Origin of the sequence: Geoanaerobacter pelophilus (genome assembly GCF_018476885.1) — a bacterium.
Lineage (GTDB): Bacteria > Desulfobacterota > Desulfuromonadia > Geobacterales > DSM-12255 > Geoanaerobacter > Geoanaerobacter pelophilus.
In genome coordinates this window covers 104208-121537 of the sequence record NZ_JAHCVJ010000002.1, presented here as the reverse complement: position 1 = coordinate 121537, position 17330 = coordinate 104208, and the positions used below count along the sequence as shown (strand labels likewise).

General features: G+C 52.1%; 18 protein-coding genes. 16 read left to right on the top strand and 2 right to left on the bottom strand.

Features of this window, described 5'->3' with window-relative positions; translation table 11 throughout:
* Position 1 precedes the first annotated feature (1 nt).
* The 3 genes from KI809_RS05960 to KI809_RS05950 all read left to right on the top strand — a co-directional run bounded on the left by KI809_RS05960 (position 2) and on the right by KI809_RS05950 (position 3958).
* Positions 2-1651, top strand: coding sequence for a nickel-dependent hydrogenase large subunit (locus tag KI809_RS05960; protein WP_214170630.1), 1650 nt, complete (start codon positions 2-4; stop codon positions 1649-1651).
* Between the two features lie 74 nt (positions 1652-1725).
* The gene (locus KI809_RS05955; RefSeq protein WP_214170629.1) at positions 1726-3186 is read left to right on the top strand and encodes an Ig domain-containing protein; all 1461 of its coding nucleotides are present in this window, start codon (positions 1726-1728) and stop codon (positions 3184-3186) included.
* A gap of 367 nt (positions 3187-3553) precedes the next feature.
* Positions 3554-3958, top strand: a complete 405-nt coding sequence (locus KI809_RS05950; RefSeq protein WP_214170628.1) for a secondary thiamine-phosphate synthase enzyme YjbQ — start codon at positions 3554-3556, stop codon at positions 3956-3958.
* Here KI809_RS05950 and KI809_RS05945 read toward each other — a convergent pair whose 3' ends face one another.
* Both KI809_RS05945 and KI809_RS05940 read right to left on the bottom strand, forming a co-directional pair.
* A complete protein-coding gene (locus KI809_RS05945; RefSeq protein WP_214170627.1) occupies positions 3959-4300 on the bottom strand; it encodes a PilZ domain-containing protein in 342 nt (113 codons plus the stop codon). It abuts the gene before it with no gap.
* Positions 4301-4410: 110 nt separating this feature from the next.
* Positions 4411-4836 carry a hypothetical protein gene (locus KI809_RS05940; RefSeq protein ID WP_246559258.1) on the bottom strand — a complete coding sequence of 142 codons (426 nt, stop codon included), beginning with the start codon at positions 4834-4836 and terminating at the stop codon, positions 4411-4413.
* Positions 4837-5209: 373 nt separating this feature from the next.
* Here KI809_RS05940 and elbB point away from each other — a divergent pair, with 373 nt between their 5' ends.
* The 13 genes from elbB to hisC all read left to right on the top strand — a co-directional run bounded on the left by elbB (position 5210) and on the right by hisC (position 17322).
* The gene (elbB, locus tag KI809_RS05935) at positions 5210-5866 is read left to right on the top strand and encodes an isoprenoid biosynthesis glyoxalase ElbB (protein WP_214170625.1); all 657 of its coding nucleotides are present in this window, start codon (positions 5210-5212) and stop codon (positions 5864-5866) included.
* Between the two features lie 27 nt (positions 5867-5893).
* Positions 5894-6499, top strand: coding sequence for a porin family protein (locus KI809_RS05930; protein ID WP_214170624.1), 606 nt, complete (start codon positions 5894-5896; stop codon positions 6497-6499).
* Between the two features lie 320 nt (positions 6500-6819).
* A complete protein-coding gene (locus KI809_RS05925; protein ID WP_214170623.1) occupies positions 6820-7257 on the top strand; it encodes a GSU0071 family protein in 438 nt (145 codons plus the stop codon).
* A gap of 350 nt (positions 7258-7607) precedes the next feature.
* On the top strand, positions 7608-8855 hold the full coding sequence (gene rho / locus KI809_RS05920; RefSeq protein ID WP_214170622.1) for a transcription termination factor Rho: 1248 nt from the start codon (positions 7608-7610) through the stop codon (positions 8853-8855).
* A gap of 117 nt (positions 8856-8972) precedes the next feature.
* Positions 8973-9170, top strand: a complete 198-nt coding sequence (rpmE, locus tag KI809_RS05915; protein WP_214170621.1) for a 50S ribosomal protein L31 — start codon at positions 8973-8975, stop codon at positions 9168-9170.
* 102 nt (positions 9171-9272) lie between these two features.
* Positions 9273-9968, top strand: a complete 696-nt coding sequence (gene thyX / locus KI809_RS05910) for an FAD-dependent thymidylate synthase (RefSeq protein ID WP_214170620.1) — start codon at positions 9273-9275, stop codon at positions 9966-9968.
* Positions 9969-10045: 77 nt separating this feature from the next.
* On the top strand, positions 10046-10918 hold the full coding sequence (locus KI809_RS05905; RefSeq protein ID WP_214171043.1) for a DUF1385 domain-containing protein: 873 nt from the start codon (positions 10046-10048) through the stop codon (positions 10916-10918).
* 44 nt (positions 10919-10962) lie between these two features.
* On the top strand, positions 10963-12030 hold the full coding sequence (gene prfA / locus KI809_RS05900) for a peptide chain release factor 1 (protein WP_214170619.1): 1068 nt from the start codon (positions 10963-10965) through the stop codon (positions 12028-12030).
* Between the two features lie 192 nt (positions 12031-12222).
* Positions 12223-13077, top strand: a complete 855-nt coding sequence (gene prmC / locus KI809_RS05895) for a peptide chain release factor N(5)-glutamine methyltransferase (RefSeq protein WP_214170618.1) — start codon at positions 12223-12225, stop codon at positions 13075-13077.
* A 12-nt stretch (positions 13078-13089) separates the two neighbouring features.
* Positions 13090-14343, top strand: a complete 1254-nt coding sequence (gene murA / locus KI809_RS05890; RefSeq protein ID WP_214170617.1) for a UDP-N-acetylglucosamine 1-carboxyvinyltransferase — start codon at positions 13090-13092, stop codon at positions 14341-14343.
* Positions 14340-14978 (top strand): ATP phosphoribosyltransferase, encoded by a 639-nt coding sequence (hisG, locus tag KI809_RS05885; protein WP_214170616.1) that lies wholly within the window; start codon positions 14340-14342, stop codon positions 14976-14978. Before murA ends, hisG begins: the two co-directional genes overlap by 4 nt.
* A complete protein-coding gene (gene hisD / locus KI809_RS05880) occupies positions 14975-16273 on the top strand; it encodes a histidinol dehydrogenase (protein ID WP_214170615.1) in 1299 nt (432 codons plus the stop codon). Before hisG ends, hisD begins: the two co-directional genes overlap by 4 nt.
* Positions 16270-17322 carry a histidinol-phosphate transaminase gene (hisC, locus tag KI809_RS05875; protein ID WP_214170614.1) on the top strand — a complete coding sequence of 351 codons (1053 nt, stop codon included), beginning with the start codon at positions 16270-16272 and terminating at the stop codon, positions 17320-17322. Before hisD ends, hisC begins: the two co-directional genes overlap by 4 nt.
* Positions 17323-17330 lie beyond the last annotated feature (8 nt).

The following is a 17330-nucleotide window of genomic DNA, read 5'->3' as shown; positions in this document are numbered from 1 at the left end:
CATGTCAAGCAAGATTGTGATAGATCCGATTACCCGCATCGAGGGTCATCTGAGGGTGGAAACAGAGGTAGCCGATGGCCAGGTAATTAAAGCCTGGAGCACAGGGACTCTCTTCCGGGGGATTGAGCCGATCCTGAAAAACCGCGATCCGCGTGATGCCTGGATGATTACCCAAAGGGTCTGCGGAGTCTGCACCTATGTACACGGAATTACGTCGATCAGAGCTGTTGAGAATTCAATTGACTCCTTTTTTACTGTTCCCGAAAATGCCCGAATCATTCGTAACCTCCTTGGAGGTGCTCAGTTCGTCCACGACCACATCGTCCACTTTTACGCCCTCCACCTCCTTGACTGGGTTGATGTTACCAGGGCCATTGCGGCTACCGATATGGACGCGGTGGTCACAGCAGACCAGGCAATATCGTCCAGCCGCACACGAGATGCCGCTTTTTTTGCCGATGTAAAGCAAAGGCTTTCGGACATTGCCGGCAGCGGCCAGCTCGGCCCCCTGGCAAACGGCTACTGGGGGCATTCCGGATACACCAACCTCTCTCCGGAACTCAGCCTGATCATGATGGCCGATTACTTGGATGCGCTTCGTATCCAGACGCGGATCATCAAGATTCACGCACTCTTGGGCGGCAAGAATCCTCACCCCCAAAGCATGTTGATCGGGGGGGTGTCGTTGGACCTGGCGATGGACGAATCCCAATGGTCTGCTTTGTACTCTGACCTTAACAATCTCTGTTATGAGGCAAAGACCTTCGTTGATACTTTTTATCTCCCGGATGTTGCGGTTATTGCCTCCGCATACCCTGAATACAGAGCCATCGGCGGCACGGATAACCTCCTTTGCTTTGGCGGCGTTGCCGATCTCTCTTCTGCGGGTGACCTGATGTTCCCGCGTGGCGCTATTTTCAACAGAGCGACTGGTTCAGTGCAGGCGGTGAACGAGGCCGCAATCACGGAACATGTGGCGCGGAGCTGGTACGCCGGTTCTGCGGCGCTGAATCCTGCCAGTGGAGCAACGGCCCCATCATATACCGGGCTTGATCTCGATGAAAAATATAGCTGGCTCAAAGCCCCTCGTTACAACGGCCAACCAATGGAGGTCGGCCCTCTGGCACGTGTCATGGTTGCCTACGGTCTGGGGGCTGTACCGGCCATTACCCAACTTGTTGGTGATTTTCTTGCCAATACCGGCATGGCACTGTCTGACATGTATTCGACCATCGGCCGCACTGCTGCCCGAGCCATCGAAACAAAATTTATCATCGACAGTATGTATGCTGACTGGGTCAATGAACTTATGAATAGGATAAACCCTCAATTTACCACTGATACTGTCGGTCGGGTCGGTTTTACCTTGCCTCCTCAACCTACCTGTAGTGGTTCCTTTCTCACTGAGGCGCCGCGCGGGGCCTTGGGGCATTGGGTTAGCTACTCTTCCGGTGGAGGCAATCCGCAGATCGTCAATTACCAGATGGTTGTTCCTTCCACCTGGAACTTTGGGCCACGAGATCTGAGCGATGTGGCGGGACCTGTGGAGCAGGCTCTCATCGGTACTCCGGTTGTCAATCAGCAGCAGCCGCTGGAAGTTCTCCGGACGGTGCATTCTTTTGACCCTTGCATCGCTTGTGCTGTCCACTAAACCCCGTTTCATCGTGTCGGGTGGGGTTATTGGGTCTGTAATTTCGCCTTTGGCAAGAATTTGGGAGGTTGATCATGAAGGGTGTTTACCGGCAGGTCACAGTAATCGGAATGCTTCTTGCGCTGGTGCTGCCGGGCCTTTGCGTGGCCGCCGACCCGCTCACCATTGATACTGCGCCGTTGTTGGCTATTGGTACGGTTGATCTACCCTATACCGAGCAATTACTCTCTGCATCTGGGGGGACCTCCCCATATTCATGGAAGGCTTCGGGGATTCTGCCTCCAGGCCTTACTGTATCCTCCGCCGGAGTTGTTTCCGGTACCCCGACATCAGGGGGAAACTATAATTTCCTGGTCAAGGTTACCGATGCCCTATCGGCAACTGCCAGCAAGCAGATGTTTCTGAATATTTCTTCTGGCCGAGTGGTTTTGCCAGAGACCATGCCGTCAAGATACGGAAACTGTACAAATTGCCATGCGCAGCCCACACCAGGGGCGCCGGTTACCACGATCAGTTCCTTTCCGCCATCTCCGAGCAATAGTACCGAAGCTGCGTTCACATTCGAATCTCGCCCGGCTACATACACAGTTAAAACCGAATGCAGTATGGACGGGGAACTGTTTGTCACCTGCACCAGCCCCATTACTTATTATTCTCTGAGTGATGGTTCCCACACCTTCATGGTCAGGTCTATCGGAGATGCAGGGGAGATAGAGTCGCCCCCAGCGAGCTACAGCTGGGGTATCTATACTGTTCCTCTGGCGATTGCCACGGACTCACTGCCAAATGCCATGATTGGCGCCCCTTATGGGCAAGCCCTGAGCGCGACGGGGAGTACGCCACCGTTCACTTGGTACATCCCACCAGGCTATCTACCTGCAGGCCTGAGTCTGGACCCGGCCACCGGGGTCATTTCTGGTACGCCGTCATCTACTCCAGGGCACTATGAGTTCGTTGCCCAGGTTACTGATCCATTCAACACAACAGTGATGAAACAGCTCAGTATCCAGATAGTTGCTCAGCCATTAATAATAACGACCGAATCTTTGCCGTCAGGATTCCAGGGCGCCGCTTATAATCAGACACTGACTGCAAGTGGCGGTATGATGCCTTACAATTGGACTGTCCAATCGGGGAGCCTCCCTGCAGGCCTTTCATTGGCACAAAGCACCGGGGTTATTTCCGGTACTCCGAGCGTTTCAGGTTCCTTCTCATCTACCTTCAGAGTAACTGATGCGGTGAATGCACTTGCAACAAAAAGCCTGACAATCGTGATTGCCCCGCTTGTCAAGGTTCCTCCTGATGCCACCTATTCGTCATTACAGGAAGCGTTTAACAATGTGCCGAACAACGGTACAATTCAGGCGATGGCGACAACTTTTATTGAGAATGTCGTATTGAACAGGCTGGTAGCGATAACCCTCAAAGGGGGTTATGAGCCTACCTATACCAGCAATGGCGGTGTTACCGTACTGCAAGGAACTTTAACCGTCCAAAGAGGTAGTCTGTCCATAGAGAATGTTGCAATTCGCTGAGTCGAGGTTGTACTCTATCGCTGCGACCGCTGGTTGACAACTTCCTGACTCCGGTATACAGTTTAATTCGAATATCTGGATGAGGCTCCGATTGTGACTATTGTTTTCCCGCAATTGGAGCAATTTGTCATTGAACTTGAAATTGTTGGAATTGCGGGTAAACTGATCTCAGTCTAATTAACGGAAGGAGGTGGGACGGATGAAAAAGCAATACATTGCGCCGCGCATTGTGGGGAGTTCGGCAGTCCATCCCTGTTGATAACAGCTGCGACCGGTGAAAGAGGGCATTATCCACGAATTGGTAATGCCCTCTTTGATTTGGTCCTGACTCTCTTAGTCAGTAGATCGGCATGAATCGGGGGAAGATATGATCCGATACATTGAGATAAAAAGTCGGGCGCGCACCGAATTCATCGACATTACTGCTCAGGTGCAGGAAGTTGTTAAAAATGCCGGTATTCGTAACGGCATCTGCCAACTGTTCGTCATGCACACCACTGCAGGAATCATGATCAACGAAGGGGCGGATCCTGCAGTGCAGCGCGATATGATCGGCTTTCTTAATAAGCTTGTCCCCCACGATCCCTATTTTACCCACGCAGAGGGTAACTCTGACGCCCACATCAAGTCGTCACTTATCGGCGTTGCTAAAAGTGTCTTTATTGAAAACTCCAAGCTGTTGCTCGGCACATGGCAGGCGGTTTATTTTTGCGAATTTGATGGCCCCAGGCAGAGACGCGTCGCTTTAAAAATAACAGCGGATGAAGGTTAATCATGCCGGGGTGAGGCTTTTTTCACAAACCTGGCGGTATAACTCTTCTCCATCAATGAATTTTTCTATTTTGATGCCGAACCCCGCTTTTTTTACCAGCCTTGCCATTTGGGGCGGTACTCTTTTGGCCCACATGACCTTTCCCATGACTGAGATGGATTTTTCATCGGGAAGAGTCAGGGTTACTTTGATCAGCATCCCAGGAGGGTAGATATTTGTTGTCTTGATAAACATTCCTTCAGGACTTATATCCTCAGTGAAACCAAGCCTTGTTGCCTCTTGTTCCCCGAATCGAAGTGCAAACCTGCGCCGATGCCTCTTGATGTAACGTTTTTCAGCCATGGCTTATTTCCTCAGTAATTAACAATAGCAACTGAGCAAGCAGTATATCATCGTGGTTTTCAGGTGCAAACGGGCAGCTGAAAAAACTGAAAAGCAATTATTTCAGACAATCAAGTGGTCTCTCCTTTTTTAATCCTTGCTTTAACTACCTTGATGCTGGGGCGCACCCCTTCTAGCTCGTAATAGGTTTTTGCCAGAAACCTTACGGTGACTATCTTATGAATATACGCCTGGGTTATCCGGTATATGATCTTGCGCAACCTTGAAGGCTTGGTGCCAAGGAGCATGGGGCAGTAGTTGGAGAGTTGCAGGACTATCTTTAAGCCACTTGGTACCGGTTTTGAGATGAAAGAGAGCTCACCGCGACTGCAATTGTCTTTTTGAACCAGAAAGCCGCCACTGATTGACAGTGTTGCGGTTTCAGAGTTTTCGGAACTGGTAGGAGGGTGGCTGGTGAAACTGATTAGACTGATGCCTGTGTTCAGGAGGCGGAACTCAACGGTGTCGTGTGCTTGGTAAGGTCTGATCAGCGACATGGTAAACATTCTGATATAATGGAAATATCTACTCAGAAGATCATTTGGTGTGAGTTGTCCTATATAGGCGGGGGGGAGTACAATCCATTGGATCGAAAAAACAGAGGAGTCTTGTAACAGAACCTGCTGGAGGCCAATTTTTTTCCGTGGTTTGCGGCGTTTCTCCAACATCGGGATCTCCCTGAGGGATATTGATCAACCATAGCATAAAGAGAGGGGCTTGTCCCGCGCTCTCTTGGCATCGGCTGTTGTTTGCAAGCAAAAAGCGGTTAACAGCTCAGGATTGATATGCTATAGTTCGCCAATCCGAGAGCCCAGAGGTCTTCTGCTGGTGCGACGTTCTGCCAATACAATCCAGAGAGGGGGAACATCTATGAAGAAGAGAATCGGAGTCGTCCTGTCGGGATGCGGTGTGTTTGACGGCAGCGAGATTCACGAAGCTGTCTGCACTCTTCTGGCAATCAACCGGAATGGTGCTGAGTCAATCTGCATGGCACCTGACATGGAACTGTCGGAGGTCAACCACCTGACAGGAAATGAAACCGGTGCCAAACGGAATGTGCTGGTTGAATCGGCCAGGATCGCCCGGGGGAAGATCAAAAACATCGCTGAGGTCAAGGCTGCAGATTTGGACGCGGTGATTTTTCCGGGAGGATTCGGGGCGGCGAAGAATCTCTGCACATTTGCCTTTAAGGGGCCGGAAGCAACTATTCAAGCGGATGTTGCCAGGTTATTGAAAGAGATGGTTGCAGCAAAAAAGCCGATAGGGGCGATCTGTATAGCCCCAGCGCTGATTGCCGCAACTCTCGGCAAGGAATATGCCCCGAAAGTGACTATTGGCAACGATAGCGGGACTGCCAGCGCAATTAATCAGACAGGCAGTAGTCATGTCGATTGCCCGGTGACCGAGTTTGTTGTTGACCGGGAAAACAAGATCGTATCAACACCGGCATACATGCTTGCCAGTAATATTGCTGAGGCGGCTGACGGCATTGAAAAGGCAGTAAAGGCGGTAATTGATCTTATTTAACTGTTTAATTCGAAAGGAGAAACTATTATGCGTAAAATGTTGGCACTGATCTGCATGACCGCGATTCTGGCAATTTCAACAGCTCAGGCGGAAGCCCAGAATATTAAAGGCAAAGTCGGAGTTACCGCGAGGTTGGGTTTCCTGATCCCGGCTGATAGCGATTATAATGATAATAAGCTTGAGACAGATGCCGGATTTAACTTTGGTGGCGGCTTTATTTACGGGATAGATAAAAACTGGGCGGCTGAGATTGATATCACTCGAACTGAATTTGGTTCCAACAGGGTTTCCGGCGCAAATACCGGGGATTTTGAAGTTACCAATATTTCCTTAGGTGGGCAATACCGGTTTGAAATTAATCATCCTACCTTGACACCTTACGTTGGAGCGGGTCTTGATATTCTCCTGAGTGACTACAGCCATCCGCAAGATTCCGTTTCTGTTGACACGACAGTAGGTGTTCATGCAAGCGGCGGGATCGATTATTTCCTGACCCGCAATATTGCGTTGAATGCAGAGGGTAAGGTTGTTGTTGCCCCTGAAACCGATATTAACGGTCCATCGGGAAGAAAAGGCAATTTTGATCCGTCAAGTTTTTCAGGGATGTTTGGCGTCAGATTCTTCTTCAACTAAAACAAGCTGTATAATTATTTCATACTGTAAGGCGGCCATAGGCCGCCTTTTTTTGTCCTTAGTTAAGACGCATGCCTGTAATTTAGGCAGAGGTGTTGTTGCGTTGATGCAAAAATACCACGCGTTTGTTGCAGTAATGCAACTTTATAGGCATTTTGAGGTAAAAATTTTACTTCAAGATTTCTTTGAAATGACGATAATTACTGTACATATATTGTATTCATTTCTACTAACAATACAGGCATGATTTATGTAGTAAAATTTATACATGACAGGCATCTAAAACTGGTCGATTCTTCGTAAAGGAAGCGAGGTTGATCATGAATACCGACACTATTGACGAGGCCATTGACAAGTACGTCAGCGAACGCATGAAAAAAGGGAAAAAAACGGCAAGCGAGCGCTTTTTGACCTATGCTTATCTCAAGCATGGCGGGGATGAACTTGCAGAATTCATGAAGAAAGTGGGCGGGCTTTCCCGGTATTACATCAATTTTCTGAATGTAATGGAAAATCCTTTCCGGGGGCCGGAGATGGCTTGGCTTGGGGCCATGATTGTTGTGGCCATTTTCGGGGGGTACCTTGCGAGCCAGGAAGAATCACGACTGCTCGGCATCCTTGTTGTGTCAGGCACTCTTGCCCATGCTTGGTCTTTGCTCTGCGAGGTTGCAAAGAAGTGGCTTGATGTTGGCGTTATGATCGCAATCTATCGGGAAATTCTGGAACTCGCAGAAAATGAATTTAAATCTGCGATATAGCACGTTGTTGCTGGTTAGATTGGTATCGACTCAATACTAGTTTACCTTCAGCTCTGCGATTACAGTAAAAGCTGAGTATATTGTTTGCGTCAGCGAATTTACAGTTGACAATATGTCTCCCTTAGTGTTTATTTTGTATACCCCAGTTAATTCCATGACTATGCACATATTCGTGCTTGCCTCGGCAATCCTGCATTAAACTCAATTACATAAACTACGGAAGACTATCTCTTAATACGATCATTCCTGCACATATCCAAGTTGGAACATAGTTGACGGTTCTGAACACACTACCCATTTCAGTCGAAGTAAATTTAGGGGCTGATTTGTGGGATCCCCCAGGAGAACAGATGAACTTACAGGAACTTAAAGGCAAAAAAATTAATGATCTTGCGGCTATTGCAAAAAGCCTCAATATCGAAGGGGCGTCAAGCCTGCGTAAGCAGGATCTGATCTTTGCCATTCTCAACGCCCAGACTGAAAAGAATGGGATGATTTTTGGCGAGGGGGTTCTGGAAACGCTTCCTGATGGGTTTGGGTTCCTTCGCTCTCCTGATTATAACTATCTCCCTGGCCCCGACGATATTTATGTTTCTCCAAGCCAGATCCGTCGCTTCAACCTCCAGACTGGAGACACTGTGTCCGGACAGATCCGGCCGCCTAAGGAGGGGGAGCGCTATTTTGCCTTGCTTAAAGTCGAGTCCGTCAACTTTGAGTCCCCGGAAGTGGCCAGGGATAAAATACTTTTCGATAACCTTACGCCGCTTTACCCTCTTGAAAAACTGAAGCTGGAAACTGCTCCGGACAATATGCCGACCAGGGTAATGGAATTGACCTCTCCGATCGGCAAAGGTCAGCGAGGGTTGATTGTTGCTCCTCCGCGCACCGGCAAGACCATGCTGATCCAGAATATTGCAAATTCCATTGCCGAGAATCACCCAGAGGTCTACCTGATCGTTCTGCTGATTGATGAGCGCCCTGAAGAGGTGACTGACATGCAGCGTTCTGTGAAGGGAGAGGTTGTTTCGTCGACGTTTGATGAGCCAGCCACCCGGCACGTTCAGGTCGCGGAAATGGTGATTGAAAAGGCCAAGCGGCTGGTGGAACATAAACGTGATGTCGTGATTCTGCTGGATTCAATTACGCGTCTGGCACGAGCCTACAATACCGTTCTTCCGCCTTCAGGCAAGATTCTGACCGGAGGTGTTGATGCTAATGCTCTCCAGAAGCCAAAGCGGTTCTTTGGTGCCGCCCGGAATATTGAAGAAGGTGGATCGTTGACAATCATCGCTTCAGCGTTGATCGACACGGGAAGCAAGATGGACGAGGTTATTTTCGAAGAGTTCAAGGGAACCGGCAATATGGAGGTTCATCTCGACCGCAAACTGGTTGAAAAGCGGACGTTCCCTGCCATCGACATAAACAAGTCCGGTACGAGAAAAGAAGAGTTGCTCATCGAAAAAGTTGCGCTAAACCGCATCTGGATTCTTAGAAAAGTGCTGCATCCTATGAATGTGGTGGACAGCATGGAGTTCCTTCTGGACAAGCTTTCGGAAACAAAAACGAACCAGGAGTTTTTGGATTCAATGAGCAAGTAATTGTATGCAGCATGCAGTAAAAATGTCTTGCAATAAAAAACCCGGAGTGCTAACTTTTAACTTTCGCCGCATCTAACTACCTGACAAATATAAATTTGGCCGTTGAGGAGGATTGAAATGAAAGAAGGAATTCATCCCAAGTACACTGAAGTGACTGTAAAATGCCTGTGTGGCAACAGCTTTCAGACCCGTTCGACAAAACCTGAAATTTCTACGGAGATTTGCTCTGCCTGCCATCCGTTCTTTACGGGCAAACAGAAACTGATCGACACTGCCGGTCGCGTGGAGAGATTTAAGAAGCGTTACGGCATGTAATCCGGATTTACTGCGTTTCGTGAAGGGGATTTTGTCGAGTGGCGAAATCCCCTTCTCTGTTTCTGCGATGCAAATTTCCCGAGTTTACACCCAGAGAGCTTTATGGATATTACCCTTCTTCAGCACACCCCTGATCCCGAAGTCACTGTGGCACTGGCTGCCAGACTCTGCTATTCAAAAGTAGGGATAAACGACCTCAGGGAGAAGCTTTCCCGAGCCGATGTCACATCTTTTCTGGATAAAATAATGTCTCTTGGCCACCAATCGGTACTTGAGCATGTTTCTTTTACCTTTGGCATTGAAGGGATTTCTCGTGCCTGCTCCCATCAACTGGTTCGGCACCGAGTGGCGTCTTATTCCCAGCAATCGCAGCGGTATGTGGAATTCAAGGGGGCCGATTTCCCGCGGGTCATTCCTGCCTCCATCGCTGAAAGCGAACACCGGCAAGCCGTGTTCAGCCGCACAATGGAGGCTGCTGCCGAGGCATACCGCGCTCTTGTGGATGACGGTGTGCCTGCAGAGGATGCCCGGTTCGTGCTCCCCAATGCCGCAGAAACCAAGATTATCGTTACCATGAATGCCAGGGAACTGCTCCATTTCTTTGAGCTTCGCTGTTGTGAGCGGGCCCAGTGGGAGATTCGGGCAATGGCTATCGAGATGCTCAGGCTTATAAAACCATTGGCTCCAACCATATTCAGGGATGCCGGGCCGGGTTGTGTTGCCGGGACCTGTCCAGAGGGTTCATTTACCTGTGGCAAGGCTGGTTCGGTCAGAACCTTTTTCAAGGAGATGCAATAGTGATTCGAACGTTATCCCGGCTGCTTTTTCTCGCAGAAAAAATCAATATTGGCGGTCAAGCGGTCATCGAAGGGGTAATGATGCGCGCTCCCCGTGCCTTGGCCATTGCGGTCAGACGTCCGGACGGCGAGATTGCGGTCAAGAAAGAAGAAGTGATTCCCCTCTCCGAACGGTTTCCCATTGTAAAGCTTCCCGTGGTGCGAGGAGCTGTTGCGCTTTTTCAATCGCTGATTGTCGGAATTAAGGCGCTCAACTTCTCGGCGAATGAGGCGATCGCCGAGGAAGACGAGAAAAGTGGCGAGAAGACGGAACTGTCTTCCTGGGCCATGGCAGGAACTATGACGGTTGCCTTTGGTTTCGGCATCCTGCTCTTCTTCATCATGCCGCTGTACCTGACCAAGTTGCTGATTCCGGTGATCGGCGACTCCAATATTGTATTTAACCTGGTGGACGGCGTGATCCGGGTGCTGGTCTTTCTCCTCTACATCTGGTCCATCTCCAGAATGTCCGATATCCAGAGGGTTTTTCAGTATCATGGGGCTGAACACAAGTCGATATTTGCCTTTGAGGCCGGCGATGAGCTGACGGTGGAGAATGTCCGCAAGTACAGCCGCCTGCACCCGAGATGCGGCACCAGCTTTCTGCTGATTGTCATGGTGGTCAGTATTGTGGTATTTTCAATGATTCCGAAGCTCTGGCCATTTTATTTTAAGGCCGGGTCACGCGTGGTGTTGCTGCCCCTGATCGCCGGGATTTCCTACGAGTTTCTTAAATGGAGTGCCAAGAACGATAACTCCCCTTTGGTAAAGATGATTATTGCCCCTGGTTTGGCTCTTCAGCGACTGACTACCAGGGAGCCGGATGACAGTCAGATGGAAGTTGCCATCCGGTCAATGGAAGAAGCCCTTGCGATCAACGCAGGCTATAAAGACGACAGACTGGTTATTTAAGGAACGGATAATTCCTTGCGAAAAGTTTTGAGAGGAACTGCTGAATGCTTGAAAAGATAGAAGAACTTGAACGACGTTTCCAGGAATTGGAAGCGATGCTGTCGGATCCGGCGATAATCGCCAACCAGCCGGAATTTCGCAAGCTTTCCCGCGAGCACAACGATCTCACTCCATTGGTGGAGGCGTATCGCCGCCATCGCAAGATCATGGAGGAGGTCGAGGGTAACCGTGAGCTGCTGGCCGATCCCGATATGAAAGATATGGCAGAGGAAGAGCTGAAAAGCCTGGAAGAGCAGAAAGAACAGCTTGAGAACGAGATCCGGCTGCTGCTGTTACCGAAAGACCCTAATGACAGCAGGAACGTTATCCTTGAGATTCGCGCCGGGACAGGCGGTGACGAGTCGGCACTTTTTGCCGGTGACCTGTTTCGCATGTACAGTCGCTTTGCCGAAAAGAACCGCTGGAAGGTTGAGATGCTTTCCTGTTCCGAATCCGAGCGGGGAGGATACAAGGAGGTCATCGCCTCCATTGAAGGCCAGGATGTCTATGCCAAATTGAAATATGAGTCGGGAACCCACCGCGTGCAGAGGGTGCCAGAGACCGAGGCGCAGGGCCGGATTCACACCAGCGCCTGCACAGTGGCCATCATGGCCGAGGCAGAAGACGTTGATATCGATATCAACCCGGCGGACCTGAAAATCGATGTCTATCGCTCGTCAGGCGCGGGAGGGCAGCACGTCAACACCACTGATTCGGCGGTCAGGATCACCCACATCCCGACCGGGACCATTGTTGCTTGCCAGGAGGAGCGGAGCCAGATAAAGAACCGCGCCAAGGCAATGAAGGTCCTTAAGACCCGGATACTCGACAACATTCTGCAGGAGCAGAACGCCAAGCTTGCTGCCGACAGGAAGCAGCAGGTTGGCAGCGGCGACCGGAGTGAACGAATCCGGACCTACAATTTCCCGCAGGGACGGATGACCGATCACCGGATCGGCCTGACCCTTTATAAGCTTGACGCCATCATGCAGGGCGAGGTATCCGAGATTGTCGATGCTTTGAGAGCCCATTATCAGATGGAGGCATTACAAGCACAGTCTGAGGCTGCATAGAGAACGCGCCTTTTTCGCAATCTCTGTGTTGTCCGTCGCCGCTCCTTGTGCGACGTAGCGCTGCTACGTCTCCGCGTCCCGTCTAGGACGCCTTGACCTTGCGATAATCCCGTAGGGATTAGACCGCGGAGGCTGCCCGGAGGGTGAGGCCAAGGCCGAATCAAAAAATCACGTTCTCAGGAACTTGGTGTTATGACGGAAAAAATTGAAACGTGGACAATACGCAAGGTACTTGACTGGACAAAGTCATATCTGGCCGATAAAGGTGTGGACAACGCCCGGCTGGAATCGGAATGGCTGCTGGCCGCTATCACGGGGCACGACCGTGTCGGGTTGTATGTAAACTATGATCAGCCGCTGACCGATGCGGAGCTTGCTAATTATCGCAGCATGGTGGCACGTCGGGCCAAACGGGAGCCGCTGCAGTACATCCTGGGAACCCAGGAGTTTTACGGGGTTGAATTTGAGGTCTCCCCGGCAGTGCTGATCCCTCGGCATGACACGGAAGTTCTGGTCATGGAAGCCCTGCAACGGGCGCCCCAAGCAAAAACAGTACTGGATATCGGAGTCGGCAGCGGCTGCATTGCGCTTGCCCTGGCCAGATCCCTTCCGGAGGCCGATGTCTGCGGGGTTGAAAAATCGCCTGAAGCGCTTAAGCTTGCCCAGAGGAACGCAGAGCATCTCGGTGTCAGGGTCACCCTGTGCGAGGGATCGCTTTTTGAGCCATTTCTTGGCCAGCGGTTCGATCTTGTTGTCAGCAATCCTCCTTACATTCCGACTGCCGACCTGGCAGGCTTGCAGCCGGAGGTGCGCGACTATGAACCGCTCGGCGCACTGGACGGTGGCGCAGACGGTCTCGATTTTTACCGGGCCATCATAGCGTCAGCTTCCCAGCACTTGAATCCGGGCGGCTGGCTCATGGTGGAGGTCGGCATCGACCAGTCTATGGCAGTCAGGGAGCTGTTCGCAGCAACAGGCTTTACGGAGATCTTCATTGCCAGAGACCCTCAGCAGATCGAGCGGGTTGTTGGCGGTAAAATCATTTAAAGGATATTTTCATTGGATAAACTGATCATACACGGCGGGAAAAAGCTTTCGGGCGAGGTTACGGTAAGCGGCTCCAAGAACGCCTCGCTCCCCATATTCTGTGCTACCATTCTGGCCTCCGGCGTCCACGAAATCAGCAATGTGCCGTTTCTGCGTGATATCAACACCACCATCAAGGTGCTGGAATCGCTCGGTGCGCGGGTTGAAGGGAACGGCAACATCGTCAAGATAGATGCGACCGATGTCAACAATGTCGAGGCGACCTATGATCTGGTCAAGACCATGCGCGCTTCGGTACTGGTCCTGGGGCCTCTGTTGGCCAGGCACGGTCGCGCCAGGGTTTCTCTGCCGGGTGGCTGCGCCATTGGCGCCCGTCCGATTGATCAGCATCTCAAGGGGCTCAAGGCGCTTGGCGCCGATATTCATCTGGCACATGGCTATGTGGAAGCAAAGGCCAAGAGGCTGAAAGGGGCGCGGGTCAATTTCGACATGCCCACAGTCGGGGGTACCGAGCACCTGATGATGGCTGCAGCGCTGGCCAAGGGAGAGACCCTTCTGGAGAATGCGGCACGCGAACCGGAGATCATCGATCTGGCCAACATGCTCAATCAGATGGGGGCAAAGATCGAAGGGGCCGGGACCGATACCATTCGCATTACCGGTGTCAACGAGCTTGGGCCTGCCAATTATCGCGTCATGCCGGACCGGATCGAGGCAGGCACCTTCATGTGCGCGGCAGCCATAACCGGCGGCGATGTCAGGATAAAAAACATGCAGCTCGAACACCTCGATGCCCTGGTTTTCAAACTGCAGGATGCCGGTGTAGAGATTATCAACAAGGATGGCGTTGTTCGGGTCAAGGGACCGCGCAGGCCCAAGGCGATGAACATCAAGACCCGTCCCTATCCCGGCTTCCCGACCGACATGCAGGCCCAGTTCATGGCGCTCATGTGCGTGGCTGACGGGGCCAGCGTGATTTCCGAGAACATCTTCGAGAACCGCTTCATGCATGTCTCGGAACTGCTGCGTTTTGGGGCAGACATAACCGTGGAGGGGAATACCGCCACGGTCAAAGGGGTAAAGAAGCTCTCTGGGGCACCGGTTATGGCTACTGACCTGAGGGCATCCGCGTCTCTTATTATTGCCGGGCTGGCCGCCGATAACACTACCGAAATATCGCGTATCTACCACCTGGATCGGGGTTACGAAGCGATTGAGAAAAAACTGGCTGCCCTCGGGGCAGACATTGTTAGGGTTAAGGAATGAACGATTACATTACCATTGCCATCCCCAAGGGGCGGATTCTCGAAGAGTCGGTGGAGCTGTTCAAGAAGATCGGTATCGACTGCGAAGAGCTTCTGTCCAAATCCCGCAAGCTGATCTTCGAAAACGAAGCCCAGAAAATGCGTTACATGATCGTCAGGGCCACCGATGTGCCGACCTACGTGGAGTATGGTGCCGCGGATCTGGGGATAGTCGGCAAGGATACGCTCATGGAACAGGAGAAGGATGTCTATGAGCCGCTGGATCTCAAGTTCGGCTACTGCCGGATGATGGTGGCCGAACCGGCAGGGCTTGCCAAGGACGACGATCCTTCGCGCTGGACCAACATCAGGATTGCCACCAAGTATCCGCATGTGGCGGAAAAATATTTTGCGGCAAAAGGGGTCCAGATAGAGCTGATCAAATTGTATGGTTCCATCGAACTGGCGCCGCTGGTAGGGCTTTCTGAGCGGATCGTTGACCTGGTCTCTACAGGCGAGACCTTGAAGCAGAACGGCCTGGTGGAGGTTGAGACCATTGCCGAGATCACCACGCGGTTGATCGTCAACCGGGCGAGCCTCAAGACCAAGAACAGTCGCATTACCGAAATAATCCAGGGGCTGGAGAAACTGGTATGATCTTTCTCGACATAGACGACAAGAATTTCGATCAGCAGTTTGCCGCGATCCTCTCCAGAGGGGAGGAGACCGGTCGCGAGGTGGAGCAGGTGGTGCTCGATATCATCGCTGCCGTGCGCCAGCGCGGTGATGAGGCGGTGCTGGAGTACACCAACCGCTTCGACCGGCTTGACGCCAAATCCATCACCGAACTGCAGGTTACGGACGAAGAGATCGATTACGCCTTTGCTAAGGTCAAGTCGGAGGATATCGACGCCCTGAAGCTCGCTGTCGAAAGAGTGGCGAGGTTTCACGAGAAGCAAAAGCAGGAGACCTGGCTCTCCACCGAAGAGACCGATATCATGCTCGGCCAGATGGTTACGCCCCTGCAGCGGGTCGGTATCTATGTCCCCGGAGGCAAGGCGAGCTATCCGTCTAGCGTTATCATGAACGCGGTCCCGGCGAAGGTAGCCGGAGTGCCAGAAGTGATCATGGTCGCGCCCACCCCGGGCGGAGAGATCAACCCCCATGTCCTGGTGGCTGCACGTCTGTCTGGCGTCGACAGGATCTTCCGGATCGGCGGGGCACAGGCAGTGGCAGCGCTTGCCTACGGCACCACCACCATCCGGAAGGTGGACAAGATCACCGGGCCGGGGAACATCTATGTTGCCACCTCCAAGAAGCTGGTGTTCGGCCAGGTTGGGATCGACATGATTGCCGGCCCGTCGGAGATTCTGGTGATCAACGATGGCAGCGGCACCCCTGGCCATATCGCTGCTGATCTGCTGTCGCAGGCTGAGCATGACGAACTGGCCTCATCTATTCTTATCACCACGGATCGTGGTTTCGGAGAAAAGGTTGCAGCAGAGGTTGAGCGGCAACTGGCACAGCTCTCCAGGGAATCGATTGCCCGTGCCTCCTGGGACAAGTTTGGTGCGATTATCTCTGCCGCAAACCTGGACGAGGTGATCGAGTTCTCCAACCGGATTGCCCCGGAACATCTGGAGCTGGCAGTGTCTGACCCGTTCGCGATCCTGCCGAAGATAAAGAACGCCGGTGCCATCTTCATGGGGCATTTTACCCCTGAGGCTGCCGGGGACTACCTGGCCGGGCCGAACCATACCCTGCCAACCGGCGGCACGGCACGCTTCTTCTCCCCCCTGTCAGTTGACGATTTCGTGAAGAAATCATCGATCGTCTACTTCAGTGAATCCGGCCTCAACCGGCTCGGTAAGGATATTATCCGCATTGCCGAATTGGAAGGGTTGGAGGCGCATGGCAAGTCAGTAAGTATTCGTCTCGGAGGACAAGAATGATCCCTCTTCGCAACAATATCGCTTCCATGGCCGGTTATGTCCCAGGCTATCAGCCACCGGATATCGCCTCCTGGATCAAGCTCAACACCAATGAAAATCCGTACCCGCCATCACCAGAGGTGGTAAAAGCGATAACCGCGGAACTCGGACAGGATGGTGCCAGCTTACGCACCTATCCCAGCGCATCGAGTCAGACGCTACGGGAGATCGCCGGTGACCTGTACGGTTTCGATCCGTCCTGGGTCATCATGGCCAATGGCTCCGATGAGGTCCTGAACAACCTGATCCGCGCCTTTGCCGCTGAGGGGGAGGAGATTGGCTTTGTCCACCCCTCCTATTCCTATTACGCCACTCTGGCAGAGATTCAGGGGGCAAAGGTCCGCACCTTCAGCCTCACCGATGATTTATGGATTGCCGGTTTTCCCGAGAACTACGAAGGGAAGCTGTTGTTCCTCACCACGCCGAACTCCCCGCTCGGTTTTGCCTTTACTCCGGGCTACATCGAGAAAATTGCCCAGCGGTGCAAAGGCATGCTGGTGGTGGATGAGGCGTATGCTGATTTCTCCGACAGCAATGCCCTTGATCTGGTGAGGAAATATGAAAATGTGGTGATTACCCGAACGCTTTCCAAGAGCTATGCTCTTGCCGGAATGAGGCTTGGCCTGGCTATTGCCCGGCCGGAAGTGATTGCAGCGCTGGACAAGATCCGCGACCACTACAACCTGGACCGGCTGGCCCAGGCCGCCTGCGGCGCCGCTCTTAAGGACCAGGAGTATTTTGCCGAATGCTGCCGGAAGATTCGGGCAACCCGCGACTGGTTCAGCGGCGAGCTCCGCAAGATCGGCTATGACCTGATCCCGTCTCAGGGTAACTTTGTCTTTGCGGCGCCACCGGATCGGAACGGGAAACGTGTCTATGATGGGCTCTATGAGCGAAAGATCTTGGTTCGTTATTTCACGGACCCTCTACTCTCTGCTGGTTTGAGGATTTCCATCGGAACGAGAGATGAAATGGAAACAACCCTGAAGGCAATTAAGGAAATCGGCTAAGGAGGCTT

Coding starts and splice junctions, on each gene's coding strand:
- hisD (WP_214170615.1), top strand. CDS start 14,975: ATGATCTTTCTCGACATAGACGACAAGAATTTCGATCAGCAGTTTGCC.
- hisG (WP_214170616.1), top strand. CDS start 14,340: ATGAACGATTACATTACCATTGCCATCCCCAAGGGGCGGATTCTCGAA.
- KI809_RS05955 (WP_214170629.1), top strand. CDS start 1,726: ATGAAGGGTGTTTACCGGCAGGTCACAGTAATCGGAATGCTTCTTGCG.
- KI809_RS05925 (WP_214170623.1), top strand. CDS start 6,820: ATGAATACCGACACTATTGACGAGGCCATTGACAAGTACGTCAGCGAA.
- KI809_RS05950 (WP_214170628.1), top strand. CDS start 3,554: ATGATCCGATACATTGAGATAAAAAGTCGGGCGCGCACCGAATTCATC.
- prfA (WP_214170619.1), top strand. CDS start 10,963: ATGCTTGAAAAGATAGAAGAACTTGAACGACGTTTCCAGGAATTGGAA.
- KI809_RS05905 (WP_214171043.1), top strand. CDS start 10,046: ATGATGCGCGCTCCCCGTGCCTTGGCCATTGCGGTCAGACGTCCGGAC.
- hisC (WP_214170614.1), top strand. CDS start 16,270: ATGATCCCTCTTCGCAACAATATCGCTTCCATGGCCGGTTATGTCCCA.
- prmC (WP_214170618.1), top strand. CDS start 12,223: ATGACGGAAAAAATTGAAACGTGGACAATACGCAAGGTACTTGACTGG.
- rpmE (WP_214170621.1), top strand. CDS start 8,973: ATGAAAGAAGGAATTCATCCCAAGTACACTGAAGTGACTGTAAAATGC.
- KI809_RS05940 (WP_246559258.1), bottom strand. CDS start 4,836: ATGTCGCTGATCAGACCTTACCAAGCACACGACACCGTTGAGTTCCGC.
- KI809_RS05945 (WP_214170627.1), bottom strand. CDS start 4,300: ATGGCTGAAAAACGTTACATCAAGAGGCATCGGCGCAGGTTTGCACTT.
- thyX (WP_214170620.1), top strand. CDS start 9,273: ATGGATATTACCCTTCTTCAGCACACCCCTGATCCCGAAGTCACTGTG.
- elbB (WP_214170625.1), top strand. CDS start 5,210: ATGAAGAAGAGAATCGGAGTCGTCCTGTCGGGATGCGGTGTGTTTGAC.
- KI809_RS05930 (WP_214170624.1), top strand. CDS start 5,894: ATGCGTAAAATGTTGGCACTGATCTGCATGACCGCGATTCTGGCAATT.
- KI809_RS05960 (WP_214170630.1), top strand. CDS start 2: ATGTCAAGCAAGATTGTGATAGATCCGATTACCCGCATCGAGGGTCAT.
- rho (WP_214170622.1), top strand. CDS start 7,608: ATGAACTTACAGGAACTTAAAGGCAAAAAAATTAATGATCTTGCGGCT.